Genomic DNA, 25,981 nt, shown 5'->3' with positions numbered 1-25,981 from the left:
GATCCATGCCGCTGCACCCCGGCCGGCCGGCCGGTGAGCGCCCGATGTCCGTCAACCCCTTCCTGGGGCCCGCGAACCCGGTCGGGGGGATGACCCAGGCGCCGCCCAGGCACCGCCTCCCGGACGGGCCCATGGCCCCGTCGACGGCGTACCAGCTGGTGCACGACGAGCTGATGCTGGACGGCAACGCCCGGCTGAACCTGGCCACCTTCGTCACCACCTGGATGGAGCCGGAGGCCGGCCTGCTGATGGCGGAGTGCCGCGACAAGAACATGATCGACAAGGACGAGTACCCGCGCACCGCCGAACTGGAGCGGCGCTGCGTGGCGATGCTCGCCGACCTGTGGCACGCGCCCGACCCGTCGAAGGCCGTGGGCTGTTCGACCACCGGTTCCAGCGAGGCGTGCATGCTGGCGGGCCTGGCCCTGAAGCGGCGCTGGGCGCTGCGCAACGCCGGCCGCCATCCCTCGCGGGAGGCCCGTCCCAACCTGGTGATGGGCGTCAACGTCCAGGTCTGCTGGGACAAGTTCTGCACCTTCTGGGAGGTGGAGCCCCGCCAGGTGCCCATGGAGGGCGACCGTTTCCACCTCGACCCGGCGGCCGCCGCGGAGCTGTGCGACGAGAACACCATCGGCGTCGTCGGCATCCTCGGCTCCACCTTCGACGGGTCCTACGAGCCGGTCGCCGAACTGTGCGCGGCCCTCGACGACCTCCAGGAGCGCACGGGCCTGGACGTCCCGGTGCACGTCGACGGTGCGTCGGGGGCGATGATCGCGCCGTTCCTCGACGAGGACCTGGTGTGGGACTTCCGCCTGGACCGGGTGGCGTCGGTCAACACCTCCGGGCACAAGTACGGGCTGGTGTACCCCGGGGTGGGCTGGGCGCTGTGGCGGGACGCGGCGGCGCTGCCCGAGGAGCTGGTGTTCCGGGTGAACTACCTGGGCGGCGAGATGCCGACCTTCGCGCTGAACTTCTCCCGGCCGGGCGCCCAGGTGGTGGCGCAGTACTACTCCTTCCTGCGGCTGGGCCGGGACGGCTACCGCGCGGTGCAGCAGGCCGCGCGGGACGTGGCCACGGGACTGTCCGCGCGGATCGAGGCGCTCGGCGACTTCCGGCTGCTCACCCGGGGCGACGAGCTGCCGGTGTTCGCGTTCACCACCGCGCCGGACGTGACGGGGTTCGACGTGTTCGACGTGGCGCGGCGGCTGCGGGAGAACGGCTGGCTGGTGCCCGCGTACACCTTCCCGGCGAACCGTCAGGACCTCGCGGTGCTGCGGGTGGTGTGCCGCAACGGCTTCTCCGAGGACCTCGCCGACCTGTTCGCCGAGGACCTGACCCGGCTGATGCCTGAGCTGAGGAGCCAGTCGCACCCGCTCACCCGGGACCGGAACGCGGCGACCGGGTTCCACCACTGAGCCGGCTGGTCCGGCCCCGTCCGGACGGGGCCGGACCAGCGCCCTACCCCTGATCTCCGAACCGGAGGTGCTCTTCCTGAAACGCGTCACACGTGACTACTCGGCATCGCCCGGATGCCGCTGATCCGTCGCGTACGGGTTCTCCTCGCCCTCGGCGAGCACGCCGACGAACGGCTCGCCCTCGCCGGCGAAGGTGTACGCGCCGCCCCGGATGCGTGTGATGAGGCCCCGCGTCCACGCGGCGCCGGTGTCCGCCGAGTGGACCCAGAAGTCCATGATCTCGCCGATGTGCCCCAGCCGGCCGGGCCCGTCCTCGGGGACGTAGTACTCCGTGACCGCCCTGCGCCACTCCCCGATCGACGCCAGCCGCCGCTCCAGCAGCGCGAGCGCCTCCTCGCGCTCCAGGTCGACCATCAGGCCGAGCCCGGCCGAGAGCACGTCCGGCTTCTGGTCGTAGGAGGTCAGCGCCTCGCGCAGCAGACGGAAGTACTCCTCCGTGCCCTGCTCGGTGACCTCGTACTCGGTGCGCGGCGGACCGCCGGCCGTGGAGGGGGCGGTCTCGTGCGCGACGAGCAGCCCCTGCTTGGCCATCTGCTTCAGCGCGTGGTAGATCGAGCCGGGCTTGGCGTTGGACCACTCGTGCGCGCCCCAGTACTCCAGGTCGTTGCGCACCTGGTAGCCGTGGGCCCGCCCGTGCTGGCGCACCGCGCCGAGCACGAGAAGACGGATCACTGACATGCCGACCAGCGTAGGCCGCGCCCGAACGGTGCCGGGAGCGGCCCGTGCGAACACACCGGACGGCTCGAGACCGGACGGCTCGAGACCGGACGGCTCGGAACGGGACGGCTCAGAACGGGAAGCCGCTGCGGCCGTGCTGCACCGAGATCCACTTGGTGGTGGTGAAGGCGTCCAGCATCGTGTCGCCGTTCAGCCGGCCCACGCCCGAGTGCTTCTCGCCGCCGAAGGGGACGATCGGCTCGTCGTGCACGGTGCCGTCGTTGACGTGGAACATCCCGGTGTCGATCCGCTTCGCGAACCGCACACCCCGTTCGACGTCCCCGGTGTGCACGGCGCCGCTGAGCCCGTAGGGGGTGTCGTTCACCAGGCGCACCGCCTCCTCCTCGCCGTCGAACGGGACCAGGAAGGCGACGGGGCCGAACACCTCCTGCCGCAGCAGGGCGGAGCCGGCCGGCAGCCCGGTGATGACGGACGGCTCGACCAGGTTGTTGCTGCGTCCGCCGCGCACCAGGGCGGTGGCGCCCTCGGAGAGGGCCTGCTCGACGACGCCGGTGAGGGCGTCCGCCTGCCGGGCGTTGATCACCGGGCCGATGACGGTCTCCGGGTCGCGGGGGTCGCCGGCCTTCAGCGTGCGCACCTTGGCGACGAACTTCTCGGTGAACTCGTCGGCCACCGCCCGGTCGACCAGGACGCGGTTGGCGGCCATGCAGACCTGGCCCTGGTGGACGTACCGGCTGAACACGGCCGCGTCCACGGCGTAGTCCACGTCGGCGTCGTCCAGGACCACCAGCGCGCTGTTGCCGCCCAGCTCCAGCACCGCGCGCTTGAAGAGGGAGGCGCAGACGGTCGCGACGTGCCGGCCGACCTGGTCGGAGCCGGTGAAGGAGATGACCTTCGGGACGGGGTGCTCGATGAAGGCGTCGCCTATCTCCGCGATGTCGGTGATCACGACGTTGAGCAGACCGGCGGGCAGACCCGCGTCCTCGAAGATCTTCGCGATGAGGGAGCCGCCGACGACCGGCGTGTTCTGGTGCGGCTTGAGCACCACGCCGTTGCCCAGCGCGAGCGCGGGGGCGACGGACTTCAGCGAGAGCAGGAAGGGGAAGTTGAACGGGCTGATCACGCCCACCACGCCGACGGGCACGCGGTAGACGCGGTTCTCCTTGCCGTCCACCGGCGAGGGGATGATCCGGCCCTCGGGGGCGAGCGCCAGGTGCACCGACTCGCGCAGGAACTCCTTGGCGAGGTGCAGCTCGAAGGCGGCCTTGAGGCGGGTCCCGCCCAGCTCGGCGACGATCGCCCCGGCGATCTCCTCCTCGCGCTCCTCGACCAGCCGCAGCGCCTTCTCGAACACCGCACGGCGGGTGTACGGGTTGGTGGCCGCCCAGTCCTTCTGCGCGCGGGCCGCCGCCCGGTAGGCCTGGTCGACCTCGTCGACCGTGGCGATGGTGATCGACGCGAGCTTCTCGTCGTTGTACGGGTCGAAGTCGATGATGTCCCAGGAGCCGGTGCCCGCACGCCACTCACCGTCGATGTACTGCTGAGCCAGGTCGGTGAAGTACGACGACATGTGATCCCTCGATCCCTCGCTGCGTCAGCAGAAACACGATCAGCACACCGGGGTGCGGTCACACGTCATCGTACGTGTGTGGCAAGGGAGTTGAAGGGACTCTTGGGACAGGCACCGGTGTCCTTCAGGACAGTTGCAGCAGCCCACGGAGCAGGTCGCGGCTCTCGGCGGGACCCGGGCTGTCGTGCTGCAGCTCCTTGAGCGCCTTCTCGTACTGGGCCACGTCCTCGGGCTTGTCCAGGTACAGCGCGCTGGTGAGCTGCTCCAGGTACACCACGTCCGAGAGATCGGACTCGGGGAAGCTGAGGATGGTGAAGGCGCCGGACTCCCCGGAGTGGCCGCCCATGCTGAACGGCACCACCTGGAGGCGGACGTTGGGCCGCTCGGAGACGTCGATCAGGTGCTGGAGCTGCCCGCGCATCACCGCGCGGTCACCGTACGGCCGGCGCAGGGCCGCCTCGTCGAGCACCACGTGGAACTCGGGGGCGTTCTCCGCGGCCAGGTACTTCTGCCGCTCCAGCCGCAGCGCCACCCGGCGCTCCACGTCGGCGTCGCTCGCGCTCTTCATCCCGCGCCGCACCACGGCGCGGGCGTACTCCTCGGTCTGCAGCAGTCCGTGCACGAACTGCACCTCGTAGGCGCGCAGCAGCGAGGCCGCGCCCTCCAGGCCGACGTAGGTGGGGAACCAGCTGGGCAGGACGTCCGAGTAACTGTGCCACCAGCCCGCCACGTTGGCCTCCTTGGCGAGGGAGACCAGCGAGGCTCGCTCCTGCTCGTCCGTGATGCCGTACAGCGTCAGCAGGTCTTCCACGTCCCTGGTCTTGAAGCTCACCCGGCCCAGCTCCATCCGGCTGATCTTCGATTCGGAGGCGCGGATCGAGTAGCCCGCGGCCTCGCGCGTGATCCCCCGAGCCTCACGCAGTCGCCTGAGTTGTGATCCGAGCAGCATGCGCCGCACCACCGATCCCGGCTCTCCCGCGCTCACGTTCGACAGCCTCCCCAACGTCTTCAGGGCCCGCAGTCTGCCACTAAAACACTCCGAGCAGTACTCGCCCGATTACACAAACGGAATTCGGCCGCTCGATCCGGTCAGGAAGCGGCACGGAACGGGCACCGCCACACAACGAGGGGGCAAGAGAACAGCCAGGAGGAGACGCGGGGATGACGGAAAAATTGCCCAACAAACCAGAACGGTAGGGCGTATTTCGGTCAGCTGCACGTGCATCTGCCCTTGCATCTGCCGTGCGCATCCGAAACCATGGGCCCCGCACCACCGCAGCCTCGCCACGACCGCGATTCCCGGGAGTGCCTCGCATGGGAACGAATGGATCGACCATGCTCGAGCCGTTACGGCAGGGCCTTCCGCCGCTGAACCTCGCGGCCGCATCCGACGCCGCCTCCTGCGCCCTGCACGCCCGCTACGAAGCGGTGCGCGAGGCCCGGCAGTTCACCCGGGGCACCCTCGACCAGTGGCACCTCGGCGAACGGTTCGACGACGTCTGCCTGGTGGTCTCCGAACTCGTCACCAACGCCCTGCGTCACGCCCTGCCGGTGAACACCCCGCGACTCGCCGCTCCCGAGCCCCCGGTGCGGCTGCACCTGATGCGGTGGACCGGACGGCTGGTCTGCGCGGTGCGCGACCCCAGCGACGAGGTCCCGGTCACCCGGGAGCCGGACGACCTGTCCGAGGACTGTTCCGCCGAGTCGGGACGCGGACTGTTCCTGGTCGACTCCTTCAGCGACAGCTGGGGCTGGCACCCGCTGGCCGGCGCGCTCAGCGGCAAGGTGGTGTGGGCGCTGTTCCGGCTCCCGCAGCCCTGATCCCCGTACGGCGCACGCGCGCGCCGCTTGTCTACGCGCGTCGCGCCCGACGGGCCCGCGGGCCGCGGACGCCCGAGCCCTCCGCGGTCAGCTCACGACCAGGTGGTCGAACTCGCCGTCCTTCACACCCAGCAGCATGGCCTCGATCTCCGCGCGGGTGTAGACGAGCGCGGGGCCGTCCGGGAAGCGGGAGTTGCGCACCGCGACCTCCCCGCCCGGCAGCCGGGCGAACTCCACGCAGGACCCCTGCGAGTTGCTGTGCCTGCTCTTCTGCCAGGCCACACCGTCCAGCCGCGTGGCCGCCATGCCGTTGTACACGCCGGACGCGCCGGCACCGTCGTGCCCGTCACCGTCGTACACGTCGTGGTCCACAGGTCGCTCCCCGCTGGTGCACTGGCTGGTGTGGCCATTGATGCAGTGGTCAACTGACCCGGATCATAGCTTCGTTCACGTGCATATGCATGGGCAGATGCACGTGCACGCGGGGTGGTGGGGCGGTTACAGCCCCACTCGCCGCACGGTGCCCGCTTTGACGGACGTTTTACCGAGCCCCGCTGCCTTAGAGACGCAAGCGGGGGCGATTGTGTTCCCTCCTGTGCCCTTCCGGTGGGTGGCCGGTGATGTGTTCCGGGCGGGCCGGGGTCGAGGGTGCGAGGTCCGTCACGCACCCCTGGCCGGGCGCGGGGCGGTTCCTGTTAGCTGACACCGGTCGTCCGGCCGCCCGGGCCGGAACCAGGGGGGGGGACCAGAGGTGACTGTGGAGGTTTCGGTGGAGCGCACAGGTCCGGCACACACGCGCGGAGGGCGTTCCCGGCGGTTCCGGTGGACGGCCGCGGCCGTGGGTCTGGCCGGCGCGCTGACCCTGACGGCGTGCGGCGGCGACGACGGCGGCTCGGACGACGCCTCGGCCGAGCCCACCCCGTCCGTCACACGGACCGCGGACTCCGGCGGCGGCACGGGCGGCTCCGAGAACGCCCCGGCCGGCGGTCTCCAGGGCAGCTGGCTCACCACCGCGGACGGCAAGGCGGTGGTCCTGATGGTCAACGGCGAGGAGGCGGCCCTCTTCGCCACGGGCGGCACGGTGTGCAGCGGCACGGCGAAGGGGGACACCGAGCCGACGATCACCCTGAAGTGCCCGACGGGCAACGGCGACCGCGCGGAGGGAAAGGTGACGTCCGTCGACGGGAAGTCCCTCACGGTCACATGGGAGGGCGCGGCAGGCGAGGAAACGTACACAAAGGCAGAGGGCGGCTCGCTGCCCCCGGGCCTGCCGACGGAGGGCCTGGGCTCGTAGGCGCCCTACGCCGTCCGCCGCCCGCGCGCACCCGCACCGCACCGCCTGCGGGCAGTAGCACCGCCGCCGTCCGCGGGCACCCGCACCGCACCCCTTTCGGGCAGTCGCGCCGCCGCCGTCCGCGGGCACCCGCACCGCACCGTCTCCGCGCAGCCGCGCCACTGCCGCCCGCGGGCAGTCGCACCGCCGCCGTCCGCGGGCACCCGCACCGCAGGGCGGCAGGGGTGGGCCAGACGGCGCCCGCAGACGGCGACGCGCGGCACCCCGACGTCAGCGGCGCCGCCCCAACCGCCCTCGCGTCGCGGTCACCGCCTCCTCGGCCGCACGGGCCCCTTCCTCCCACCCCGCCACGTCACTCACCCCCCGCAACCGCGTAGTCGTCGTGGACGGGAACAACCGCTCCACCCGCTCCCCCACAGCGACCTCCCGCGACGCCAGCACAGGCAACAGCTCCTCCCCCACCGGCACCTCGGCCGCGGCAGCGGCCAACCGCACCCCCACCCGGTGGGCGTACGCCGCCAGGAAGGACTGCCGAAACGTCTTCGTCCGCTTCCGACCGCCCGCCCGCTGCGCCGCCTCCGCCTCGGTCATCGCACCGGCCGCCTGCACCAGCAGCGAGGTGTAGAGCAGCTCGACCGCCTCGAGGTCGGACGCGAACCCCACCACCGTCGAGAACCCGAACGCCTCGTTCCACACCGCCCGGCAGTGGTTCGCCGAGGCCACCGCGTCCAGCAGCACCGCCTTGGCCCGCTCGTACGGCGGGTCCACCCCGATCCGGACGGCGTCCGGCCCCTCCGCGACCGCCCCCTGCGCGGCGAGCAGCGCCTCGTCGACGCTGTGCCGCGCCATCAGCTCCTGCGCCTTGGCGCTCAGCGCCTCCGCCTCCTCCGGGAACCCGGTCGCCTCGGCCTTCGCCAGCAGCGCCCGGATACGCCCGAGCATGCGGGACTCCGGCTTCCACTCCCGCCCGCCGGACGGTGACGCCCCCGCCGCCTGGTCGAGCGGCTCCAGCGCGGGCAGCCGCAGCAGCAGCCGGTACAGCTCCAGGACGGCGGTGGCGTACGAGAACCGGTCACCTCGCGCGGCCGCGTCGGACGACGGCACCTCGGCGACCTGCGCCTCCCACCGCGCACCCCGCGCCCGCCCGTCCCGCCGCGCCTGGGCACGGATCAGCGAGCCGGCCAGACGGACGTGCGTCTCGTCCAGTTCCCGCCGCACCACCCGGACGACGTCCGCGGGCTGCCACCCCCGCTGCCAGGCGGACGCGACGAAGTCCTCCCCACGGCGGGCGAGTTCGGCGTCCGCCGCGGGATCGGCGGCGAGCAGGGAGGCCCCCGCGTCGAGGGTGTCGTCACCCGTGTCGTAGAGGGCGGAGCGGAAGGCGCTGTCGACGGTGCCGGACGTACTCACAGGGCCGATCGTGCCACGCCGCGACCTGTCACCCTCAAGTGTCAACGACGGGTTGACACCCTCCCACTGTCAACTTACGGTTGACACATGACGACGAACCCCGCCATCAAGTCATCCGTCCGTCTCGACGACCTCATCGCGGCCATCAAGACGGTCCACGACGAACCGCTCGAACAGCTCCAGGACGCGGTGCTCGCCGGCGAGCACCTCGGCGACGTCGCGGACCATCTGATCGGCCACTTCGTCGACCAGGCCCGGCGCTCCGGCGCCTCCTGGACCGACATCGGCAAGAGCATGGGCGTCACCCGGCAGGCCGCCCAGAAGCGCTTCGTCCCTCAGGGCGGCAACGACCTCGATCCGAGCCAGGGCTTCAACCGCTACACGCCCCGCGCCCGCAACACGGTCATGGCCGGGCACAACGAGGCGCAGGCCGCCCGCAACGCCGAGATGGCCCCCGAGCACCTGGTCCTCGGGCTGCTGGCCGAACCGCAGGGCCTGGCCGCCAAGGCGATCACCGAGCAGGGCGTCACCGTGGAGGCGGTCCGCGAGGCCGCGCGCGCGGCGCTGCCGCCCGCCGCCGAGGACGCCCCCGAGCTGGTGCCGTACAACTCGGCGGCCAAGAAGGTGCTGGAACTCACCTTCCGCGAGGCGCTGCGCCTCGGCCACAACTACATCGGCACCGAGCACATCCTGCTCGCCCTCCTGGAGCACGAGAACGGCACCGGTGTGCTCAGCGGCCTCGGCGTCACCAAGGACGCCACCGAGCGGTACGTGGCCGAGATGCTCGCGCAGTACGTGGAGACGAAGACGGGGGACGAACCGGCTCGGGAGGGCTGATCCGCGGCCCGGCCGGCCCGCTCCCACCAGGCCGTTGTCACACCCCCCTGCGACACTCGCGTACATGGCCGGCCGGTGGGCGCTCGCTCCGGCCGAGGACGGTGGCGTGGACGTCGCCCCCCTCGGCCCGGACGGGCTGCCCTCGGGCCCGGTGCGGCGCGAGGCGGACCTCGCCGAGGCCGTACGGAGCCGTCCGGGCGTCGCCCGGTGGGTGTGGCGGTCCACGGCCGAGGTCTACCCGCGTCTGCTCGCCACGGGGGTGCGAGTGGAGCGGGCGTACGACGTCGAGGCCGCCGAGACCCTGCTCCTCGGCCACGAGGGGCGGTACGGGGAGCCGCGTTCGGCCGCGGCCGCGCTGGCCCGGCTGCGCGGCGGACCCGTGCCGCCCGACCCGCCGCAGCGGCACGCGGACCCCGGCGCCCAGTCGTCGCTCTTCGACCCTCAGGCGGCCCCGCTGTCGCCGGCCGACCTGCTCGCGGTCTACGCCGAGCAGCAGCGGCGCACCGACGCCACCGCGCACCCGGACCGCATGCGCCTGCTGACGGCCGCCGAGTCGGCGGGCATGCTGATCGCCGCCGAGATGAACCGCGCGGGGCTGCCCTGGCGGGCGGACGTGCACCGCGCGCTGCTGCACGACCTGCTGGGCGAGCGGTACGCGGGCGGCGGCGAGCCGCGCCGGCTCGCCGAGCTGGCCGACGAGGTGTCCGCCGCCTTCGGGCGCCGGGTCCGGCCCGACCTCCCGGCCGACGTGGTCAAGGCGTTCGCGCAGGCCGGTATCAAGGTGACGTCCACGCGCCGCTGGGAGCTGGGGTCGGTGGACCATCCGGCGGTGAAGCCGCTCCTGGAGTACAAGAAGCTGTACCGGATCTGGGTCGCGCACGGCTGGTCCTGGCTCCAGGACTGGGTGCGCGACGGCCGCTTCCGCCCCGAGTTCCTCGCGGGCGGCACGGTGACCGGCCGCTGGGTCACCCACGGCGGGGGCGCCCTGCAGATCCCCAAGGTGATCCGCCGCGCGGCGGTCGCCGACCCGGGCTGGCGGCTCGTCGTCGCCGACGCCGACCAGATGGAGCCGCGGGTGCTGGCGGCGATCTCCCGCGACCCCGGGCTGATGGAGGTGGCCGGCCGGGAGAGCGACCTCTACCAGGCGGTGTCCGAGCGCGCCTTCTCCGGCGACCGCGACCGCGCCAAGATCGCCGTCCTGGGCGCGGTGTACGGGCAGACCTCCGGTGACGGCCTGAAGAACCTCGCCGCGCTGCGCCGCCGCTTCCCCAAGGCCGTGGCGTACGTCGACGAGGCGGCGCGCGCGGGAGAGGAAGGGCGACTGGTCCGCACCTGGCTGGGCCGCACCTGCCCGCCGGCCGCGCGGACGACGGACGACGCGGTGGAGGAGGCGGGCATCCCGGTGGCGCGGGACGAGCCGGACTCCGAGGCCCGCCCGTGGGTTCCCGGCCACGCCTCGACCGACGCCCGCGCCCGGGGCCGTTTCGCCCGCAACTTCGTGGTGCAGGGCAGCGCGGCCGACTGGGCGCTGCTGATGCTCGCGGGACTCCGCCGGGCGCTGACCGGCATGGCGGCGGAGCTGGTCTTCTTCCAGCACGACGAGGTGATCGTGCACTGCCCCGAGGAGGAGACGGAGGCCGTGACGGCGGCGATCCGCGAGGCCGCCGAGCAGGCGGGGCGGATCGCGTTCGGACAGACGCCGGTGCGCTTCCCGTTCACCACCGCCGTGGTGGAGTGCTACGCCGACGCGAAGTGACACCCCGCCGGGGAGTGCCCGCAGGGTTCCGCCGCCCGTTCGCGGGCGTAGTCCCGCACGAGGTCGTACGGCTCGAAGCGCCCGTACGCGGTCTCCTCCAGCAGGGCCACGTCGGCCAGCCGCTCCAGCGCAGCCTCGGCCCGCGCCGCGTCGACGCCCGTGAGGCGGGCCAGCGACGGAGCGTCGCAGAACGGCAGGCCGAGGGCGCCGATGTGGCGCAGGACGAGGGCCGCGTCCTGGTCGGTGCGGCGGTCGGAGGCGGTGAGCGCGCCGAAGGCGGCGTCGAGTGAGCGGCGGACGCCGAGGTCGTCGTAGTCGAGGAGGTCCAGCCTGCTGTCGGCGGCGGCGAGCTGTGTGGCGAGGGCGTCCGGAGTGAGGGCCCGGCGGGCGGCGAGCCGGGCCGCGACGACGCGCAGCGCGAGCGGGAGCCGCCCGGTGAGGGCGACCAGCGGATGCCGGGCGGTGATGTCGTCCCTCCCGGACGCGGCGCGCAGCAGCGCGGCGCTCTCCTCGTCGCTCAGCGGCCGGAGGGGGAAGCGGGCGGCGCCGTCGAGGGCGGTGAGGGATGACCGGCTGGTGACGACGACGCCGCACCCGGGCCCGGCGGGCAGCAGTGGCCGCACCTGGGCGGCGCTCGCGGCGTCGTCCAGCACGAGCAAGGTACGGGTGGGGGCGAGCAGGGACCGCAGCAACGCGGAGGCGGCGTCGGGATGCCCGGGGACGTCGCCGGAGGGGACGCCGAGGTCGCGGAGGAGCGAGGCGAGGGCCTCCTCGACTGTCAGCGGCGCCGAACCGGGTTCCGTGGCACGCAGGTTGAGGTGGAGCTGGCCGCCGCTGAAACGTTCCTCCAGGGTATGCGCGACCCGGAGAGCGAGGGCGCTCTTCCCGACGCCGGCCGTGCCGCTGACCACAGCAACCCCGCCCCCGACCGTCCCGGAGAGCGCCCGGGCGATTCCCTCCCGGACATCCGCGCGCCCGACGAAATGGGCGGGCGCGGGCGGCAGTTGTGCGGGCCGCACCCATCTGGACGCGCCGTCCCGCGTACCGCTCCCCCGCAGCACCTCGACGTGCGCCTCACGCACGGGCTTCCCCGGCTCCACACCGAGTTCGTCGGCGAGGCGGGCGCGCAGATCACGGTGGACGACGAGGGCCTCGGCCTGACGGCCGGTGCGGTGCAGGGCGAGCATGAGCTGACGGTGGTAGGCCTCCCGCAGCGGATGCTCGGCGGCCAGGGCTGACAGCTCGGGCACGAGGTCGGCCAGGCCGTCGTCGCCCAGGGCGAGTTCGGCGTCGTAGCGCCACTCGTGGAGCAGCAGCCGCGCCTCCTCCAGGCGGCGCACGAGGGCGTACCCGCCCACCTCGGGGGCCAGCCCGCCCAGCGGGCTCCCCCGCCACAGCCCGAGCGCGGCCCGGCACTCGCCGCGCACCCGCTCCCAGTCGCCCTCGGCGCGGGCGGCACGGGCGGCCGAGACGTGGGCGTCGAAGACCCACACGTCGAGTTCGCCGTCGTCGACGCGGAGGACGTACCCCGTAGGCACGGTGAGGAGCCGGCCGGGCTCGTCGAGGAGGCGGCGCAGCCGGGCGACGTGGTTGTGCAGCGAGGGCAGCGCGGAGACGGGCGGCTCCCCGCCCCACAGGGCGTCCTTCAGCACTTCGACGGAGACGACCCGTCCGGCGTCGAGCAGCAGGGCGGCGAGGAGGGTGCGGAGTTTGGGGCTGGTGACGGGGAGGACGGGGGCGCCCCCGCGTGTGCAGGGGGCGTGAGGGGGTACCGCGTCACCGGGACCCGCCCCGTCGGAGGAGGGCTCGCCGGGGGGCGGCTCACCGCCGTAGAGGACAGGCGTCCCCAGCAGTCCGAAGCGCAGGCCGCGCCGTGTCACGCCCCACCCCTGCCTTCCGGGTGACCCATGGGGAATCCATTGGCCTCATGTTAGCCATCCGTTGGCAAGGTTTGATGTGATCACTACATCGGATCCGGCCCGGGGGTGCGCGCGTCACGCGCAACTCGGGGGAGTGTCGCCGCCGGCCGATCCGCTTCACGAGGACCCGGTCGCCAGAGGTGAACGACCGGGGCCTCGTTCTTTTCGGCCGCCGTACCCGTCAGCCGGCCCGCGACGGCACCTCCGTGGCGGCGAGCCCTTCGACCGCCTGCTTGTGCTCCTTCGGGTACCTGTCGGCGCCCGGCACGGCCAGGGCGACGCGGAACTGCTCCCGGGCCTCGGCGGGCCGCCCCGCCGCCCGGTAGGTGCGGCCCAGCCGACAGCGCAGGTCCATCTCCCGCCGGTCGTGGTCGGGATCGTCGAGCGGGCCCGGCGTCCCGTGCTGGGCAAGGGCACGGCGGAACACCTCGGCCGCCGCGTCCAGGTTCCCCGCCTTGTGCTCCGCCGTGCCGAGCCTGGCCAGCGTGAGGGTGTGGAGCAGGACGTCGCCGGTCCGCCGGATCAGGTCGGCCACCCGGCGGAACAGAACCCTGGCCGCCGACGGGTCGAGATAGAGGTGCAGATCGAGATTGGAGGTCAGCGCCCTGCTCAGGGCACGCGGCCGTCCGATGGCCCGGCCGCGGGTGTGGGCATCACGGAAGCAGGCCAGCGCCTCCTCGTCCCGGCCCTGGCGGTGGCGGACGAACCCGAGGGCGAAGGAGGCCATCGCGACGAGCCAGTGGTCGTCGTACCCCTCGGCGAGCTCCCTCCCCGCGACGAGCACGGACACCCCCTCCTCGACCTCGTCGGCGTCCGGTCCGGCGGCCCCCAGCCCGGTCATCGCCCCCAGCCCGACGAGGGCCCGCCCTTCCTCGTGCCGCTCCCCGCGCTCACGGCTCAGGTCCAGCGCGGTCCGCAGATGACGGCAGGCGTCGGGGAAGCGCGCCCGGTGGGTGAGCGTGTAGCCGAGGCAGTTGTGCAGGGCGGGCGCCATGCGCCGGTCCGCCGCGGCGTCGACGTACGGCAGCGCGGTCTCGAGGGCCGCCTGGCACTCGTGCAGGCGGCCACGGCCGACGAAGTGGTCCGTCAGGGCCTCGGCGATCCAGCAGGCGTGGTCCACCTCGCCGGACGCCACCGCGTGGCCGACGACGTCCACCAGTTCCCCGCCGGCCTCGTCCAGCCACACCGCGGCCTCCCGCCAGCCGGAGAACGACGCCCCTGACCGCCCGGGACCGGTGGGATAGCCGCCGGCGCCCCAGTCGCTGGCCACGCGGGCCGCGTCCAGATAGAGGCGCAACGCCGCCTCCCGCGCCGGTCCTGCCTCGGCGTGCGCGGCCTCGGCCAGCCGGCGCGCGTGGACCCGCACCAGGTCGTGCATCCGGTAACGGCCCGGCCGCGGCTGCTGCAACAGGCTGGTGTCGACCAGGCTCTCCAGGATCCGCTCGGCGTCACGGGCGGGCCGGCGGAGCATGGCCGCGGGGGTGCGCAGGTCGAACTCCACCGTCGGCGCCAGCCCCAGCGTCCTGAAACCCCGCCGCTGCTCCGGCGGCAGCTGGTCGTACGACAGCCGGAAGGCGGCCTCCACGCTGCGGTCCCCCGTGCTGAGTTCGCCCAGACGCCCCTCGTCGTCCGCCATCCGCTCCACCAGGTACGCCAGCGTCCAGGCGGGCCGGGTCTGCAGGCGCGAACCCACGATGCGCAGCGCCAGCGGCAGTCCGGCGCACAGCCGGACCAGGTCCCTTGTCGCCTCGGGTTCCCGGTCCGTGCGCTCCCGGCCGACGATCTGCCGCAGCAGCGAGGTCGCCTCGCCGGGGCCGAGAGTCTCCAGGGTGGCCCGGCGGTCGGCGTCCAGGCCCGCGAGCCGCTGCCGGCCGGTGACGATCACCCTGCTGCCGGGCCCCGCGGGGAGCAGCGGGCGGATCTGACGGGTGCCGGCGGCGTCGTCGAGGACGAGCAGCAGTCGCAGCGGGCTGGTGACGGTCCGCCAGGCGGTCATGAGGTCGTCGAGGTCGTCCGGCACCTCGCTGCCGTCCGCCCCGAGGGCGCGCAGCAGCCGGCGCAGCACGCTTTCCGGTGCGGGCCTGCCGCGTTCGCGGCTGTGGGCGTGCAGGTCCACGAAGAGGCACCCGTCGGGGTAGCGGTCGCGGATGCGGTGGGCCGCCCGCACGACGAGGGCCGTCTTGCCGACCCCGGCGGGACCGTCCACGGCGACGACGGAGACCGCGTCGTCGGGGCCCGGGGCGGTCAGGACGGACAGCTCGTCCTCCCTCCCGACCAGTTGCCCGGTGTCGCCCGGCAGTTGGTTGACGAGGTGCCGGCGGGCAGGCGGCTGCACGGTGACGACTTGGCGCTCCGTGGCCCCGAGGAGCGCGGCGTCGTCCTGACGCAGCACGGCCTCGTGGATCCGGCGCAGTTCCTCACCGGGGTCGACGCCCAGCTCGTCGGCGAGGCGCCGGCGCATGTCCTCGTAGGCGTGGAGGGCCTCCGCCTGGCGTTCGCAGCCGTAGAGGGCGCGCATGCGCAGCGCCAGCACCGACTCGTCGTACGGGTCGGCCTCGGGAAGAGGGGCCAGGTCGTCCAGGGCGTCGCCGTACCGCCCGAGGTCGACCAGACAGGAGAGCCGGGCCAGCCGCAGGGTCCGCCGCCGCTCCGAGAGGCGCTCCCGCTCGGCCGCGGCGAACGGCCCGGAGAGCTGGGCCAGCGGTTCGCCCTGGAACAGCGCGAGGGCCTCGGTCAACTGCTCGGCGGCGCCCCCGAGATCACCGGACGCCTTGGTCCGCAGCCCGCGGTCGCCCAGCTCGGCGAGGTCCGCGAGATCGAGGCGGACGTCGTCCAGGACGAAGCGGTACCACCCCTTCCCGCTGCGGATCACCGACTCCGTATGACGGGTCCCCGCCCGGTCGAGCGTCCTGCGCAGCGGATTGACGTGACTGGCCAGCACCTTGGTGCCGGACGCGGGCGGGTCGGCTCCCCAGACGCCGTCGAGCAGTTGCTCGTGGCTCACCACCGCGCCGTCCCGGAGCAGCAGGGCTGCCAGCACGGTCTGCCGTCTGACGGGCCCCAGCGCCAGGGGGCCTCCGTCCCGCCACGCCCGCAACGGGCCGAGGACCTCGATACGCAGCCGCTGAGATTCCCCGCCCAACCCGAGCCTCCGCTCCCGCACTTCATCGCCAGTTCATCAGCATTGCAGCACCTGCGGACACAGTGACCGGTGCGAACGCGCACAACCCGCACATCCGAAGGGACCCATGGTGACCGGAGCGGAACTGGTGGCCACCGCGCTGACCACCGGAGCGGCGGCCGGACTGACGGGCACGGCCCGCGGAACCGTCCACGACCTGCACGACGCGCTGAGGCAGGCGGTCCGCCGACGCCTGACCGCCCCCGACGGCACGGGAGGAACCTACGGCGTCCGTGTCCTCGACGCCCACGCCACGGACCCGGACGTGTGGGGGACCCGACTGCTCCGCGTGCTCGTCGCCTGCGGTGCGGGAGAGGACGAGGACGTCCTCCGGGCGGCCCGCGCGCTCCTCCGCGCGGAACGCGGCCCGGCCGGACGAGCGACGGACGCGTCCCTACGACGATCTTCTCTGCCGTGACCCGTCGCCACCCGGGTCAGGCCGGCGGCATCCCGCGCTCCGCGATGCCGCTCTCGTAGGCGACGATGACCAGCTGGGCGCGGTCGCGGGCGTTCAGCTTCGAGAGCAGGCTGCTCACGTGGGTCTTCACGGTGGGCAGGCTGATCACCAGCCGGTCGGCGATCTCCGCGTTCGACAGGCCCTTGGCGATCAGCACGAGCACCTCCTGTTCGCGCCGGGTGAGCCCGACGAGCCGGGGGGCCGGCCGGGCGGCCGTGTCCCGGTGGGAGAAGTTCGCGATGACGCGACGCGTGACCGAGGGGGCCAGCACGCCCTCGCCGGTGGCGATGACACGGATGCCCGCGACGAGGTCGTCCGGCGAGGCGTCCTTCAGCATGAAGCCGCTCGCGCCCGCCTGGAGGGCCGGGTAGACGTACTCGTCCATGTCGAACATCGTGAGGGCCAGCACCCGCACGCCCGCCATGGACGCGTCCGAGCAGATCTCGCGGGTGGCGGCGATTCCGTCCATGACGGGCATCCGCAGGTCCATCAGGACCACGTCCGGCGTCAGTTCGCGGGCGAGCGCGACGGCCTCGGCGCCGTCCCCCGCCTCCCCCACCGTCTCCATGCCGGGAGTCGAGTCGACGAGGACCCGGAAGCTCCCGCGCAGCAGCGCCTGGTCGTCCGCGATCAGGACCCGGACCGCCTCGGCCATGCCGCATCCCTCGTACCTCGGGTCGCCGCCGTGTCCGGCGGTCCGACGCCTCGTCAGCCTGTATCCCCCGCACCTTATCGGCCGGGCCGGCGGCCGCCGTCAGGTTTCCGCCGCCACCAGTTCCCCCGTCCCGTCGTCCCCGACGGTGACGGTGACGCCGTGGGGCTCCGCGAGCCGCGCGAAGTCGGTGAGGATCTCCTTGGCGTCGACCGGACCGGCCAGCCGGGGCCGTCCCCGCCGGTGCACGGGCTGCCCGAAGCCCAGGTCGACCGGGTGCAGCCGGGCGCCGGTGAAGACCCCGTCGTCGAAGGTGAGCACCGGCACGAGCGACTGCCAGTACCGGCGGTGCGGGGCGAACATCCGCCGGCCGTGGGCGGTGATCCGCTCGAAGTACCCGCCGGGGGTCAGGGACTCGTCCGTGCCGGCCCGCGCGTAGTCCTCGGCGGGGATGCGGTCGGCCAGTTCGATCTGGCTGACGATGTTCCCCAGGCTGTGGAAGACGGGCCGGCCCCGGTGGAGCTCCACACCGCGCAGCATGTGCGGGCCGTGCCCGACCACGGCGTCGGCGCCGGCGTCGATCACCGCACGGGCGAAGTCCCGCAGGAACTCGGCGGGGGTCTCGGGCGTCGGGCCGGGTTCGTGGGAGTGGACGCTGACCAGGACCAGGTCCGCGCGGCGGCGCGCCTCGGCCACCCAGCGGGTGATGTCGTGGACGTCCCGGGGGTCGCAGGCGGTGGTCAGGCCCGGGGTGTCCGCGGTCTCGAACCGGGTGCCGAACAGCGCGAGCCGGCCCGGTCCGGGCATGGCGGGGTCGAACCCGAGCAGGGTGCGCGCCTCGGCCCGCCGGGACCGCAGCCCGGTGGCGCCGTCGATCTCCCGCAACGCCTCCAGCTGCGCGGCCGTCACCCGGAGCGTCACGCCGTGCCGCAGCGGGCTGAGTCCCGGCCGGCCCGGCAGGTCGGGGGACGGGGCGGCCGCCTCCTGCCCGTCCCGGAACGTGGCGGTGCACGCGATCAGCGCCAGGCTGCCGGCCGGCCGGTCCACGTAGACCGGGCGCCGGGCCGCGGTGAGGTCGGCGCCGATCCCCGCGAACGGCACCCCCTTGGCGCGCAGCAGGTCCACCGTGCCGAGGACGCCCTCCGTGCCCAGGTCGAGGGCATGGTTGTTGGCGCAGCTCAGGGCGGAGAAGCCCATCCCCGTCACGTCGTCGAGAACGGCGGGGTCCGCGATCAGGCCGCCTCCGCTGGCCGCGTCGGGTACGGGGTGGCCGCGTCCGGTGGCGGGCGCCACCTCCAGGTTGGTGAAGGCGAAGTCGGCCGTGTGCAGCACCTCGCCCAGTCGGCCGGCGGCGGGGTCGGAGGTGACGGGCGCGCCCCGCGTCATCATGCAGTCCCCGGTCAGCGCCACGGTGAGGCGGCTCATGAACGGCTCTCCTCCACCGCTCGCACGAACGCCTTCGCCCGGTCGGGTCCGGAGAGGTCCACGCGCTTGCCGGCCACCTTCACGGTCGGGGTGAGGGCCACCCCGCGGGAGGCGGCGACCTCGGACACGTACGTCACCCAGGGCCGGTACGTGCCGTCGCGGACGCACCGCTCGAAGGACGCGCCGGTGATGCCGACGTCCCGGCCGAGGGCGACCAGGCGGTCGGTGTCGAGGCCGGGGCCCTGCTCCGGCGGCTGCTCGTCGAAGAGCGCCGCCGTGTAGGGCTCGAACTTGTTCCGGTCAGCGGCGCAGGCGGCGGCGGACGCGGCCCGGGTGGAGTAGCCGGCGGGGGCGCTGCGGTCGTCGAGGAAGGCGACCGGGTGGTGGACGACGCGCACCTCTCCGCGTTCCTGCATCTCCCTCAGTTCGGGCGCGAGGGCCTTCTCGGTGATGCGGCACTCGGGGCAGAGGTAGTCGAGGTAGAGGTCGACACGGACCGGACCCTCGGACGTGACGAGTCCGGCCCGGTCGGCGGCCACACCGGCGGGCACCTCCTCGGGCGCATCGCCGGGCTCGGTGTCGGTGGCCCGGACCAGGCCGGCGCCGACGAGCGCGGCGCCGAGCACCGTGACCACCGCCGCGAGCGACACCAGCACAGTGCGGCGGCGTCGCCGGCGCCGGTGGACCATTTCCCGGACCTGGGCGTCCGTCGACGGCTGCATGTCTATCGCTCCTTCGTTTCCAGGACCCAGCGGTCCAGGGCGTAACGGGTCCGCGGGCGGGTGATCAGGAACGCGGCGGCGCCGAGGAAGGCGAGGTCGCGCGCGATGTCGACGACGTAGCCCCGTTCCGCGCCGCCGGTGAGGGTGCCGCCGCTGCTGAAGCAGCCGCAGTCGATGGACATCCCGCGCGCCCACACCGAGGCGATGGCCGCGATGTACGTGACCATCAGCAGGGCGGTGACGACCGCCACGGCGCGGGTGGCGAGCCCGGCGAGAAGCAGCAGGGCCAGCGCCAGCTCGACGAACGCCACGGCGGCGCCGACGAGTTGTGCGCTTTCCTCGGGGACGAGCTGGTAGAGGGCGACGGTACGGCCGGCTCCCGTGAGGTCCTGGACCTTCACCCAGCCCGCGTAGCCCAGGACCGCCGCGAGGACGATCCTGGCCGCGGTGCCCGCCCATGTCCGCACGAACGTCACGGCCGGCCCCCTTTCACTGCGCCCGGGAGAACCGGTAGGTGGCGAGGCCCAGTACGGCGGCGGTGAGGGCGGCCAGCACGCCGAGTTCCGCGTACACGGGCGGGTTCCAGTCGCCGAGCATCAGCCGGGTCTGCTCCGAGGTGAGGACGTCGGGGCCGGGCAGTGTCCGGCGCACGGCGTCGACGCCGTAGGTCAGCGGGTTCAGCTTGACGACGGTGTCGAGCCAGCCCGGCAGCCCGTTGGGCGGGAACATCGCGCCGGAGAAGAACATCAGCGGCATGAGGCTGAGGTTCACCACGATCTGGAAGGTGTCGACCTGCCGGATGGTGACCGCGGCGAGAAGGCCGAACGAGGTGAAGAGCAGGGAGACCAGGAGCAGTTCGACGAGGACGACCAGCAGCATCGGCGTGTACCGGACGCCCGCGATGCCTCCGACCGCGAGCAGGGCGAGGCCGTAGACGGCGCCCGTGGTGGCTCCGCCGAGCGCGAGGCCGAGGACGATGCTCGACCGAGGGAACGGGGAGACGAGCATCTGGCGCAGCATGCCGAGCCGGCGGTCCCAGACGAGCGAGATGCCCACGGCGATGGCCGGGGCCTGCACGGACATCACGAGCGCGCCCGGGAACAGGTAGGCCCGGTAGTCGTTCAGCTGGGCCTTGCCGAGCGTGGACGACGCCGCTTCCAGCCCCGTGCCCAGCACGACGAGGAACAGCAGCGGGGTGACCAGACCCATGACGAGGCGCAGCGGATTGTGCCGCAGCCGGGTCATCTCACGCCGCCACAGCAGCGCGTAGGGCCGTACGGTGTGCCAGGTCCGCCCCTCGGACGAGGGCGGGGCCGGTTTCGTCACGGTGACGCTCGGCGGGATGTCGGTCCGGGTCATCGCAGTCCCTCCCCGAGGCTGTCGAGCGAGCGGGCGTCGGACCCGCTGTCCCTGATCGCGGTCCCGGTGTGGTGCAGGTAGACGTCGTCGAGCGAGGGCGGGGTGACGGTCACCGACCGCACGCCCAGGCCCAGCCCGGTGCACAGGCGGGGCACCATGGAGGCGCCGTCCTGCACCCTCAGCCGCAGTCCGCCGGGGGTGTTCTCGGCCGTCAGGCCGAAGCGGTCGGACAGCAGGTCCACGGCCAGCCGGTCGTCATCGGTGCGCAGGTCGACGACGTCGGCCCCGATGACGGACTTCAGCTCCGCGGGTGAGCCCTCCGTGACCAGCTTGCCGCGGTCGAAGATCGCGATGCGGTCGCAGTGCTCGGCCTCCTCCAGCTGGTGCGTGGTGAAGAAGACCGTGATGCCCTGCTCCTCGCGGAGCCGGTCCAGGTGGTGCCAGACGGCCGCACGGGTCTGCGTGTCGAGGCCGGTGGTCGGCTCGTCGAGGAAGAGCACGCGCGGGGAGCCGAGCAGGCCGCGGGCGATCTCCAGGCGTCGGCGCAGGCCGGTGGAGAAGTGCCGCACGGGGGTCCTGTCGCGTCCCGTCAGCTCCATCATGTCGAGCATCGCGGCCACCGCGGCGCGCGCCTCGGCCCGGCCCAGACCGCACAGGTCGGCCTGGAATCGCAGGTTCTCGGTCGCCGTGAGTTCCAGGTCGAGCGTCGACTCCTGGAAGACGATGCCGATCCTGCGCCGCACCTCGGCGGCGTGCGTGGTGACGTCGAACCCGGCCACCTCCGCGCGGCCCGCCGTGGGCCTGAGCAGCGTGGTGAGCATGCTGATGGTGGTGGTCTTGCCGGCGCCGTTCGGCCCCAGGAACCCGAAGGTGGCCCCCTCGGGGACGTTCAGGTGGAGGCCGTTCACGGCCGGCGTGGTGCCGTAGTACGCGTAGAGGCCCTCGGCCCGGATCGCCGTCATGAGCCGCCTCCGGTGCGGCGCACGGCCAGCACGGTGCGGAACACGCCGACCTCTCCGGGCTCGTCGACCGGGCGGCCGCCGGCCTCGACCCAGGCGTGCGCGGCGAAGGGCTGCACCCGGAAGCCGGTGCACCAGTCGGCCCACCTGCCCCGGACGCGGAGCAGCAGCACGGTGGCGACGGACCGCTGGAGGCAACCGAGGCCCGCGCAGCGGGTGCTGACCGAGACGACGGACCGCCGGGCCCGCGCCACCTGGGCGTATCCGGCGGGCCGGGAACCCTTGCTCAGGACGCGCAGCACCCGGTGCAGCCGGGCCGGGGGCAGCCTGACCAGCAGACGGGCGGCGCCGGCCGCGCATCTGGGGGCGATCTGCCGGTGCAGCGGGAGGCGCGTGGCCTGTTCGGCGACGGCGGGCGTGGTCACTGTGTCACCTCCACGAGGTCGGCCTCGCTCAGCGAGCGGACCAGGGCCAGCACGTCCTGGTGCACCCGCTCCTCGCTGACGGGGGCGGACTCCGACAGGCTCGCGGCGGCCGCGGCGGGAGTGTCGCCGTCGAGCAGCTTGTGCAGGATCGCGGAGCCGGAGGCGTTCAGCTGGTAGTAGCGTCCGCGGCGGCCGTCGAGCAGGACCGCCCCGGAATCGACGGGCGTGAGGGTGACGTCGCGGGCAAGACTCAGTTTCATCGGTTCTCTCCGGTGTCCTGGGGGTGCGCCCGCAGCCAGCTCTCGCACGCCACCGTGGTCTGGATCGGCTGGAGGTGATGGGACATCGGCCCGGGGTTGAGCACCGCGGACCGGAAGGCGTGCGGGTCGACGAGGCCGAGCCGGGCCAGGAGCGAGTCCTCGCAGAGGTCCAGGATCCGGTCCCGGTTGCGTTCGATGCCCCGGAACGTCTCGGCGCTGAACTCTCCCTTGTCGCGACGGGCGAGGAAGTCGTCGGGCACGAGGCCCCGCACGGCGGTGGTCAGCAGCGGCTTGAACCGTCCGGCGGCCAGCCGCTCGTCGATCCGGGTGGCGAAGGCCGCCTCGAGAACCCGGTCGTCGAGGAACGGCGCCTCCCAGACCAGGCCGGTGCCGGCGACGGCGGTGTTGACCTGCCGGACGGTGTTCCCCTCGAACACGATGGAGGACAGCGCCTGGTGCCGGGCCCGGTCGGCGTCCAGCGGTTCCGGGGTCCGTTCGGCTGCCATGGTCAGCAGGTCCCGCACGGCGGCCACCGCGTCCGGGGTGGCCCAGGCGGGCATGCGCGGCGCGAACACCCAGCCGAAGTCGGGCTCGTTGACCGGCGGGGGCGGGGCGGTGATCCGCCCGGCGACCTCGGTCAGGTTCTGCGCGAACGTCGAACGGTCCGCGAGCTGCCGCAGGGTGCTGCGCCAGGGCCAGCGGTTGGCCAGCCGGTAGCGGTTCACCAGCCGCAGGCCGTCGGCCGGGCGGAGGCGGGCGAGGGACCAGGCGCAGGCGGGCATCCGGCCGAAGAGTTCGTCCCCGCCGAACCCGGACAGGTGCAGGGCCGCCCCCTCGGCGGTGGCCCGCCCGGCGAGGTCCCGGATGTGCGCGAGTCCGGAGGCCCACGTCGAGGGGCCCTCGGGGGCCGCGTTGACGGTGTCGGCGGTGTAGCCGATGTCGAACAGGTTGGCGGCGCGGTCCGCGGCGAGCATGTGGTGGCGGGCGTGCGGCAGATGCGCGGCGGCCTTGCGGGCCCATGCGGTGTCCTCGTTGGCCTCGTCGAGCGGCATGACGTGGTAGGTGACCAGGTCGGCGCCGGCCGCGTCGGCGAGGAAGCACAGGGTGGTCGAGTCGAGTCCGCCGGAGAGGTCCGCGCTGACCGTGCGGTGCGGGTCCACACGGGTCGCGAGGGCGTCGGTGAGCGCGGAACGGACGGCCCCGGCACCCTCCTCCAGCGAGAGGGTCGCCTCGGGCAGTTCCCACCAACGGACGCTGCGGGCCCGGCCGTCGGCGCCGAGCTCCAGCCAGTGGCCGGTGGGCAGCGCGTCCACGCCGCGGCGGACCGGGCGCGGCGAGAGCGGCCAGGGCGCCCCGCCGGGCGCCAGCAGCCGCGCGGCCAGCAGGGTCTCGTCGAGTCCCGCGCCGGTGAGGCGCAGCAGCGGGTCCACGGCGCTCGCGGCGACCGTCACCCCGTCGACCCGGGCGGTGAAGACCTGCCGTACGCCGGCCACGGAGCCCTGGAGGCGGACCGCGCCGTCCAGGGAGGCCGCGAGGTGGAAGACCCCGGGCAGCCGGGACGCGACCCGGTCGACGTCGTGCAGCGAGCGCATCCGGCCGAGCGCGGAGGCCGTTCCCGCGTCGTCGGGCCGGGTGTGTCCGAACACCGCCAGGCGGCGGGTGCCGGCCTCGGTCACCGTCGTCCCGCCCTCGGGCCAGTCCCCCACGATCCAGGGCCGTCCCGACGCGTGGTCGATCCGCTTCGGCGCCGCCACCCGGTCCGCCAGCGCGGCGCCGGCGGGACAGTCCGGAAGCACTGTGAATTCCATGTCGCCTCACTCCCCCGGGCGGTGCCGGTGTGCCCACGAGGGGCACACCGGCACCGGTGCGATCACCAGAAGCAGACGACGGCGTAACCGCAGCCGGCGAAGTCGTTGCAGCTCCCGATGCCGAGGCACTTGGTGAGCTCGTCGAAGTCGCCGATCTCCTGCAGGGCGGGCGGCTCGTAGATCGCGGTCATGGTTCCTCCCGTGGGTCGAACGGCCCGGGCCGACCTTTTCGGCCCCGTGACCTGTCCGGGAACCTACGAGGGGCCATGTCCCACGCGCATGGGGCACATGCCTCAGGCGCGTCCCGTCACCCGTCCCACGAACGGTGCCGGAGCCAGCCGGCCGTCAGGGCGGCCGCGGTCCACGCGAGCAGCACGACGAGGCCGGTGAGGGCGTCGCCGGAGTCGACGGTGAGCATCTGGGCGCCGGCCCGGTCGGGGAACCAGCGCGCCACCTCCTTGGTCGCCCCGATGACGGACAGGATCTGCGAGCCGACCAGCACCAGCGGCAGCAGCACGGCCAGCGGGAGGACGGCACTGCGGGCGGCGGCCGCCACCCCTACGGCGAGCAGGCTCATGAGGGTCAGGTAGACGACCGCGCCGGCCAGGGCGCGCGGGACGCCGTCCGCGTCGAGCGTCGACCCGTGGGGGCCCAGGGCGAGTTGGCTGACCAGGTACGACACGACCGTGACCGGAAGGGCGACGGCCAGGGCCGCGACGGCGGTGACGGCCGTCTTGGCCAGGTAGAGCCGGCCCCGCCGGGGCACCGCGAGCAGCGAGACCCGCATCATGCCCGAGGTGTACTCGCCGGACATCATCAGCACCCCGAACACGATCAGGGCGAGCTGGCCGTAGAGGATGCCGTCCAGGCCGGCCTGCTCGGGCGTGAAGTCGGAGCGCAGCCCGGGATTGCCGGACTCGATCGCGCCCTTGGCGGACCAGCCGCCCAGTGCGGCGATGAACACGCTGACGGCGACGAACAGCAGCAGTGCGACGGACGTGGCGCGCACCGCCCGCATCTTGGTGAACTCCGCCCGCGCGGCCGCGAGGGTCTCAGACATGCGTGGGATCTCCTCCGTCGTCGACGAGCTTGAGGAAGGTCTCCTCCAGCGAGCCGGTGTGGGTGCTCAGTTCCTCGACGGGGACACCGGCCGCCGCGGCGATGCGGTTCACCTCGCCCGCCGGCAGGCCGTCCACCTCCAGGCCGCCGTCCGCGGCCCGCCGCACCGAGGTGGCGCCCTTCGCCTGGAACTCCTGCGCGGCCCGCAGCGGTTCGGAGGTCCGGACCCGTACGAACGTCCGGCCGTGGCGTCCGAGGAACTCCGACACGCTGGTCTCGGCGAGGAGCCGGCCCCGGCTGATCACGATCAGCTCGTCGGCGACCTGCGCCATCTCCGCCATCAGATGGCTGGAGACGAGGATGGTGCGGCCCTCGGCTGCCTTGGCGCGCAGCAGTTCGCGCAGCCACCGGATGCCCTCGGCGTCGAGCCCGTTGACCGGCTCGTCGAGCACCAGGACCGGGGGGTCGCCGAGGAGGGCAGCCCCCAGGCCGAGGCGCTGTCCCATGCCCAGGGAGAAGGTGCCGACCCGTTTACGGGCGGCTTCCGTGAGACCGACCGCGTCGAGCACCTCGTCCACCCGCCGGCGGGGAACGCGGTTGCTGCGCGCCAGCCACGACAGATGGCCGACGGCGGTCATGCCACGGTGCGGGGCCGACGTCTCCAGGAGCGCGCCGACGTGCCGGAGCGGGTAGGTCAGGTCGCGGTAGGCGCGTCCGCCGACGGTGGCCGTGCCGCCGTCGGGGCGGGTCAGGCCGAGCATCATCCGCATCGTCGTGGACTTCCCGGCGCCGTTGGGCCCGAGGAAGCCGGTGACGACACCTGGTCGCACCGTGAAGGACAGGTCGTCGACGACGGTGGCGGGCCCGTACCGCTTGGTCAGTCTCTCGGCAAGCATCACGTGTCGAGTCTCGCG

25 protein-coding genes are annotated in these 25,981 nt (G+C 73.6%); 6 read left to right on the top strand and 19 right to left on the bottom strand.

Annotation, left to right across the window (positions count from 1 at the left end; translation table 11 throughout):
• Positions 1–5: 5 nt before the first annotated feature.
• Positions 6–1,415, top strand: a complete 1,410-nt coding sequence (locus MTR79_RS01530) for a glutamate decarboxylase (RefSeq protein WP_189363885.1) — start codon at positions 6–8, stop codon at positions 1,413–1,415.
• 96 nt (positions 1,416–1,511) lie between these two features.
• On the opposite strand, the gene MTR79_RS01525 is transcribed toward MTR79_RS01530, so the two are convergent.
• From MTR79_RS01525 to MTR79_RS01515, 3 genes are all read right to left on the bottom strand, one after another.
• Positions 1,512–2,153 carry a PadR family transcriptional regulator gene (locus tag MTR79_RS01525; RefSeq protein ID WP_048459516.1) on the bottom strand — a complete coding sequence of 214 codons (642 nt, stop codon included), beginning with the start codon at positions 2,151–2,153 and terminating at the stop codon, positions 1,512–1,514.
• 109 nt (positions 2,154–2,262) lie between these two features.
• Positions 2,263–3,723 (bottom strand): aldehyde dehydrogenase family protein, encoded by a 1,461-nt coding sequence (locus MTR79_RS01520; protein ID WP_244788844.1) that lies wholly within the window; start codon positions 3,721–3,723, stop codon positions 2,263–2,265.
• 124 nt (positions 3,724–3,847) lie between these two features.
• Positions 3,848–4,672 carry a helix-turn-helix transcriptional regulator gene (locus MTR79_RS01515; protein WP_086705184.1) on the bottom strand — a complete coding sequence of 275 codons (825 nt, stop codon included), beginning with the start codon at positions 4,670–4,672 and terminating at the stop codon, positions 3,848–3,850.
• Positions 4,673–5,058: 386 nt separating this feature from the next.
• Between MTR79_RS01515 and MTR79_RS01510 the strand changes: the two genes are divergently transcribed.
• A complete protein-coding gene (locus tag MTR79_RS01510; protein ID WP_086705181.1) occupies positions 5,059–5,544 on the top strand; it encodes an ATP-binding protein in 486 nt (161 codons plus the stop codon).
• Positions 5,545–5,631: 87 nt separating this feature from the next.
• On the opposite strand, the gene MTR79_RS01505 is transcribed toward MTR79_RS01510, so the two are convergent.
• Entirely contained in the window at positions 5,632–5,916 is a 285-nt protein-coding gene (locus MTR79_RS01505) for a DUF397 domain-containing protein (protein ID WP_048459513.1), read from the bottom strand.
• Positions 5,917–6,382: 466 nt separating this feature from the next.
• On the opposite strand from MTR79_RS01505, the gene MTR79_RS01500 reads away from it, so the two are divergent.
• Positions 6,383–6,838 (top strand): hypothetical protein, encoded by a 456-nt coding sequence (locus MTR79_RS01500; RefSeq protein WP_244788842.1) that lies wholly within the window; start codon positions 6,383–6,385, stop codon positions 6,836–6,838.
• A 270-nt stretch (positions 6,839–7,108) separates the two neighbouring features.
• On the opposite strand, the gene MTR79_RS01495 is transcribed toward MTR79_RS01500, so the two are convergent.
• Entirely contained in the window at positions 7,109–8,248 is a 1,140-nt protein-coding gene (locus tag MTR79_RS01495; protein WP_244788840.1) for a DUF2786 domain-containing protein, read from the bottom strand.
• An 87-nt stretch (positions 8,249–8,335) separates the two neighbouring features.
• Here MTR79_RS01495 and MTR79_RS01490 point away from each other — a divergent pair, with 87 nt between their 5' ends.
• Complete coding sequence (locus tag MTR79_RS01490) at positions 8,336–9,085, top strand: Clp protease N-terminal domain-containing protein (protein ID WP_048459510.1); 750 nt, start codon at positions 8,336–8,338, stop codon at positions 9,083–9,085.
• A 64-nt stretch (positions 9,086–9,149) separates the two neighbouring features.
• Positions 9,150–10,841: a bifunctional 3'-5' exonuclease/DNA polymerase gene (locus tag MTR79_RS01485; RefSeq protein ID WP_086704730.1), complete on the top strand. Its 1,692-nt coding sequence runs from the start codon at positions 9,150–9,152 to the stop codon at positions 10,839–10,841.
• On the opposite strand, the gene MTR79_RS01480 is transcribed toward MTR79_RS01485, so the two are convergent.
• Together MTR79_RS01480 and MTR79_RS01475 are read right to left on the bottom strand one after the other, a co-directional pair.
• Positions 10,823–12,721, bottom strand: coding sequence for an AfsR/SARP family transcriptional regulator (locus MTR79_RS01480; RefSeq protein ID WP_348538670.1), 1,899 nt, complete (start codon positions 12,719–12,721; stop codon positions 10,823–10,825). The two genes, MTR79_RS01485 and MTR79_RS01480, sit on opposite strands and share 19 nt — an antisense overlap.
• 220 nt (positions 12,722–12,941) lie before the next feature.
• Entirely contained in the window at positions 12,942–15,902 is a 2,961-nt protein-coding gene (locus MTR79_RS01475) for a BTAD domain-containing putative transcriptional regulator (RefSeq protein WP_244788838.1), read from the bottom strand.
• Between the two features lie 106 nt (positions 15,903–16,008).
• On the opposite strand from MTR79_RS01475, the gene MTR79_RS01470 reads away from it, so the two are divergent.
• Complete coding sequence (locus tag MTR79_RS01470) at positions 16,009–16,359, top strand: hypothetical protein (RefSeq protein ID WP_122215948.1); 351 nt, start codon at positions 16,009–16,011, stop codon at positions 16,357–16,359.
• A gap of 16 nt (positions 16,360–16,375) precedes the next feature.
• On the opposite strand, the gene MTR79_RS01465 is transcribed toward MTR79_RS01470, so the two are convergent.
• From MTR79_RS01465 to MTR79_RS01410, 12 genes are all read right to left on the bottom strand, one after another.
• The gene (locus MTR79_RS01465) at positions 16,376–17,053 is read right to left on the bottom strand and encodes a response regulator transcription factor (RefSeq protein WP_086700777.1); all 678 of its coding nucleotides are present in this window, start codon (positions 17,051–17,053) and stop codon (positions 16,376–16,378) included.
• Positions 17,054–17,152: 99 nt separating this feature from the next.
• Positions 17,153–18,475 carry a lasso peptide C-terminal Trp epimerase gene (gene mslH, locus MTR79_RS01460; protein WP_244788836.1) on the bottom strand — a complete coding sequence of 441 codons (1,323 nt, stop codon included), beginning with the start codon at positions 18,473–18,475 and terminating at the stop codon, positions 17,153–17,155.
• A complete protein-coding gene (locus tag MTR79_RS01455) occupies positions 18,472–19,197 on the bottom strand; it encodes a thioredoxin domain-containing protein (protein WP_086700780.1) in 726 nt (241 codons plus the stop codon). Before MTR79_RS01455 ends, mslH begins: the two co-directional genes overlap by 4 nt.
• Before the next feature lie 2 nt (positions 19,198–19,199).
• The gene (locus tag MTR79_RS01450; RefSeq protein WP_244788834.1) at positions 19,200–19,673 is read right to left on the bottom strand and encodes a MauE/DoxX family redox-associated membrane protein; all 474 of its coding nucleotides are present in this window, start codon (positions 19,671–19,673) and stop codon (positions 19,200–19,202) included.
• Between the two features lie 13 nt (positions 19,674–19,686).
• Complete coding sequence (locus MTR79_RS01445) at positions 19,687–20,556, bottom strand: ABC transporter permease (protein ID WP_086700783.1); 870 nt, start codon at positions 20,554–20,556, stop codon at positions 19,687–19,689.
• Positions 20,553–21,518, bottom strand: a complete 966-nt coding sequence (locus MTR79_RS01440) for an ATP-binding cassette domain-containing protein (protein ID WP_086700784.1) — start codon at positions 21,516–21,518, stop codon at positions 20,553–20,555. The genes MTR79_RS01445 and MTR79_RS01440 overlap by 4 nt, the downstream gene beginning before the upstream one ends.
• Positions 21,515–21,940 (bottom strand): lasso peptide biosynthesis B2 protein, encoded by a 426-nt coding sequence (locus MTR79_RS01435; protein ID WP_048459500.1) that lies wholly within the window; start codon positions 21,938–21,940, stop codon positions 21,515–21,517. The genes MTR79_RS01440 and MTR79_RS01435 overlap by 4 nt, the downstream gene beginning before the upstream one ends.
• Positions 21,937–22,200, bottom strand: a complete 264-nt coding sequence (locus MTR79_RS01430; protein WP_037640857.1) for a lasso peptide biosynthesis PqqD family chaperone — start codon at positions 22,198–22,200, stop codon at positions 21,937–21,939. The genes MTR79_RS01435 and MTR79_RS01430 overlap by 4 nt, the downstream gene beginning before the upstream one ends.
• Positions 22,197–24,008 carry a lasso peptide isopeptide bond-forming cyclase gene (locus MTR79_RS01425; RefSeq protein ID WP_244788832.1) on the bottom strand — a complete coding sequence of 604 codons (1,812 nt, stop codon included), beginning with the start codon at positions 24,006–24,008 and terminating at the stop codon, positions 22,197–22,199. The genes MTR79_RS01430 and MTR79_RS01425 overlap by 4 nt, the downstream gene beginning before the upstream one ends.
• A gap of 62 nt (positions 24,009–24,070) precedes the next feature.
• Positions 24,071–24,199, bottom strand: a complete 129-nt coding sequence (locus MTR79_RS01420; protein ID WP_106963308.1) for an aborycin family tricyclic lasso peptide — start codon at positions 24,197–24,199, stop codon at positions 24,071–24,073.
• 116 nt (positions 24,200–24,315) lie between these two features.
• The gene (locus MTR79_RS01415) at positions 24,316–25,068 is read right to left on the bottom strand and encodes an ABC transporter permease (RefSeq protein ID WP_189363879.1); all 753 of its coding nucleotides are present in this window, start codon (positions 25,066–25,068) and stop codon (positions 24,316–24,318) included.
• Positions 25,061–25,963, bottom strand: a complete 903-nt coding sequence (locus MTR79_RS01410) for an ATP-binding cassette domain-containing protein (RefSeq protein WP_244788830.1) — start codon at positions 25,961–25,963, stop codon at positions 25,061–25,063. Before MTR79_RS01410 ends, MTR79_RS01415 begins: the two co-directional genes overlap by 8 nt.
• Between the last annotated feature and the right edge of the window lie 18 nt (positions 25,964–25,981).

This window comes from Streptomyces sp. BJ20 (assembly GCF_022869105.1).
GTDB classification, from domain to species: Bacteria; Actinomycetota; Actinomycetes; order Streptomycetales; family Streptomycetaceae; genus Streptomyces; species Streptomyces griseoincarnatus.
The sequence above is the reverse complement of the archived record's forward strand: the minus strand, read 5'-3'. Positions and strand labels throughout refer to the sequence as shown.

Excerpts from the sequence above, each read along its gene's own strand:
- MTR79_RS01445 (WP_086700783.1), bottom strand. The coding sequence starts at position 20,556 with ATGACCCGGACCGACATCCCGCCGAGCGTCACCGTGACGAAACCGGCC.
- MTR79_RS01470 (WP_122215948.1), top strand. The coding sequence starts at position 16,009 with ATGGTGACCGGAGCGGAACTGGTGGCCACCGCGCTGACCACCGGAGCG.
- MTR79_RS01420 (WP_106963308.1), bottom strand. The coding sequence starts at position 24,199 with ATGACCGCGATCTACGAGCCGCCCGCCCTGCAGGAGATCGGCGACTTC.
- MTR79_RS01440 (WP_086700784.1), bottom strand. The coding sequence starts at position 21,518 with ATGACGGCGATCCGGGCCGAGGGCCTCTACGCGTACTACGGCACCACG.
- MTR79_RS01465 (WP_086700777.1), bottom strand. The coding sequence starts at position 17,053 with ATGGCCGAGGCGGTCCGGGTCCTGATCGCGGACGACCAGGCGCTGCTG.
- MTR79_RS01530 (WP_189363885.1), top strand. The coding sequence starts at position 6 with ATGCCGCTGCACCCCGGCCGGCCGGCCGGTGAGCGCCCGATGTCCGTC.
- MTR79_RS01415 (WP_189363879.1), bottom strand. The coding sequence starts at position 25,068 with ATGTCTGAGACCCTCGCGGCCGCGCGGGCGGAGTTCACCAAGATGCGG.
- MTR79_RS01510 (WP_086705181.1), top strand. The coding sequence starts at position 5,059 with ATGCTCGAGCCGTTACGGCAGGGCCTTCCGCCGCTGAACCTCGCGGCC.
- MTR79_RS01455 (WP_086700780.1), bottom strand. The coding sequence starts at position 19,197 with ATGCAGCCGTCGACGGACGCCCAGGTCCGGGAAATGGTCCACCGGCGC.
- MTR79_RS01425 (WP_244788832.1), bottom strand. The coding sequence starts at position 24,008 with ATGGAATTCACAGTGCTTCCGGACTGTCCCGCCGGCGCCGCGCTGGCG.
- MTR79_RS01525 (WP_048459516.1), bottom strand. The coding sequence starts at position 2,153 with ATGTCAGTGATCCGTCTTCTCGTGCTCGGCGCGGTGCGCCAGCACGGG.
- MTR79_RS01515 (WP_086705184.1), bottom strand. The coding sequence starts at position 4,672 with ATGCTGCTCGGATCACAACTCAGGCGACTGCGTGAGGCTCGGGGGATC.
- MTR79_RS01520 (WP_244788844.1), bottom strand. The coding sequence starts at position 3,723 with ATGTCGTCGTACTTCACCGACCTGGCTCAGCAGTACATCGACGGTGAG.
- MTR79_RS01485 (WP_086704730.1), top strand. The coding sequence starts at position 9,150 with ATGGCCGGCCGGTGGGCGCTCGCTCCGGCCGAGGACGGTGGCGTGGAC.
- MTR79_RS01490 (WP_048459510.1), top strand. The coding sequence starts at position 8,336 with ATGACGACGAACCCCGCCATCAAGTCATCCGTCCGTCTCGACGACCTC.
- MTR79_RS01430 (WP_037640857.1), bottom strand. The coding sequence starts at position 22,200 with ATGAAACTGAGTCTTGCCCGCGACGTCACCCTCACGCCCGTCGATTCC.
- mslH (WP_244788836.1), bottom strand. The coding sequence starts at position 18,475 with ATGAGCCGCCTCACCGTGGCGCTGACCGGGGACTGCATGATGACGCGG.
- MTR79_RS01410 (WP_244788830.1), bottom strand. The coding sequence starts at position 25,963 with ATGCTTGCCGAGAGACTGACCAAGCGGTACGGGCCCGCCACCGTCGTC.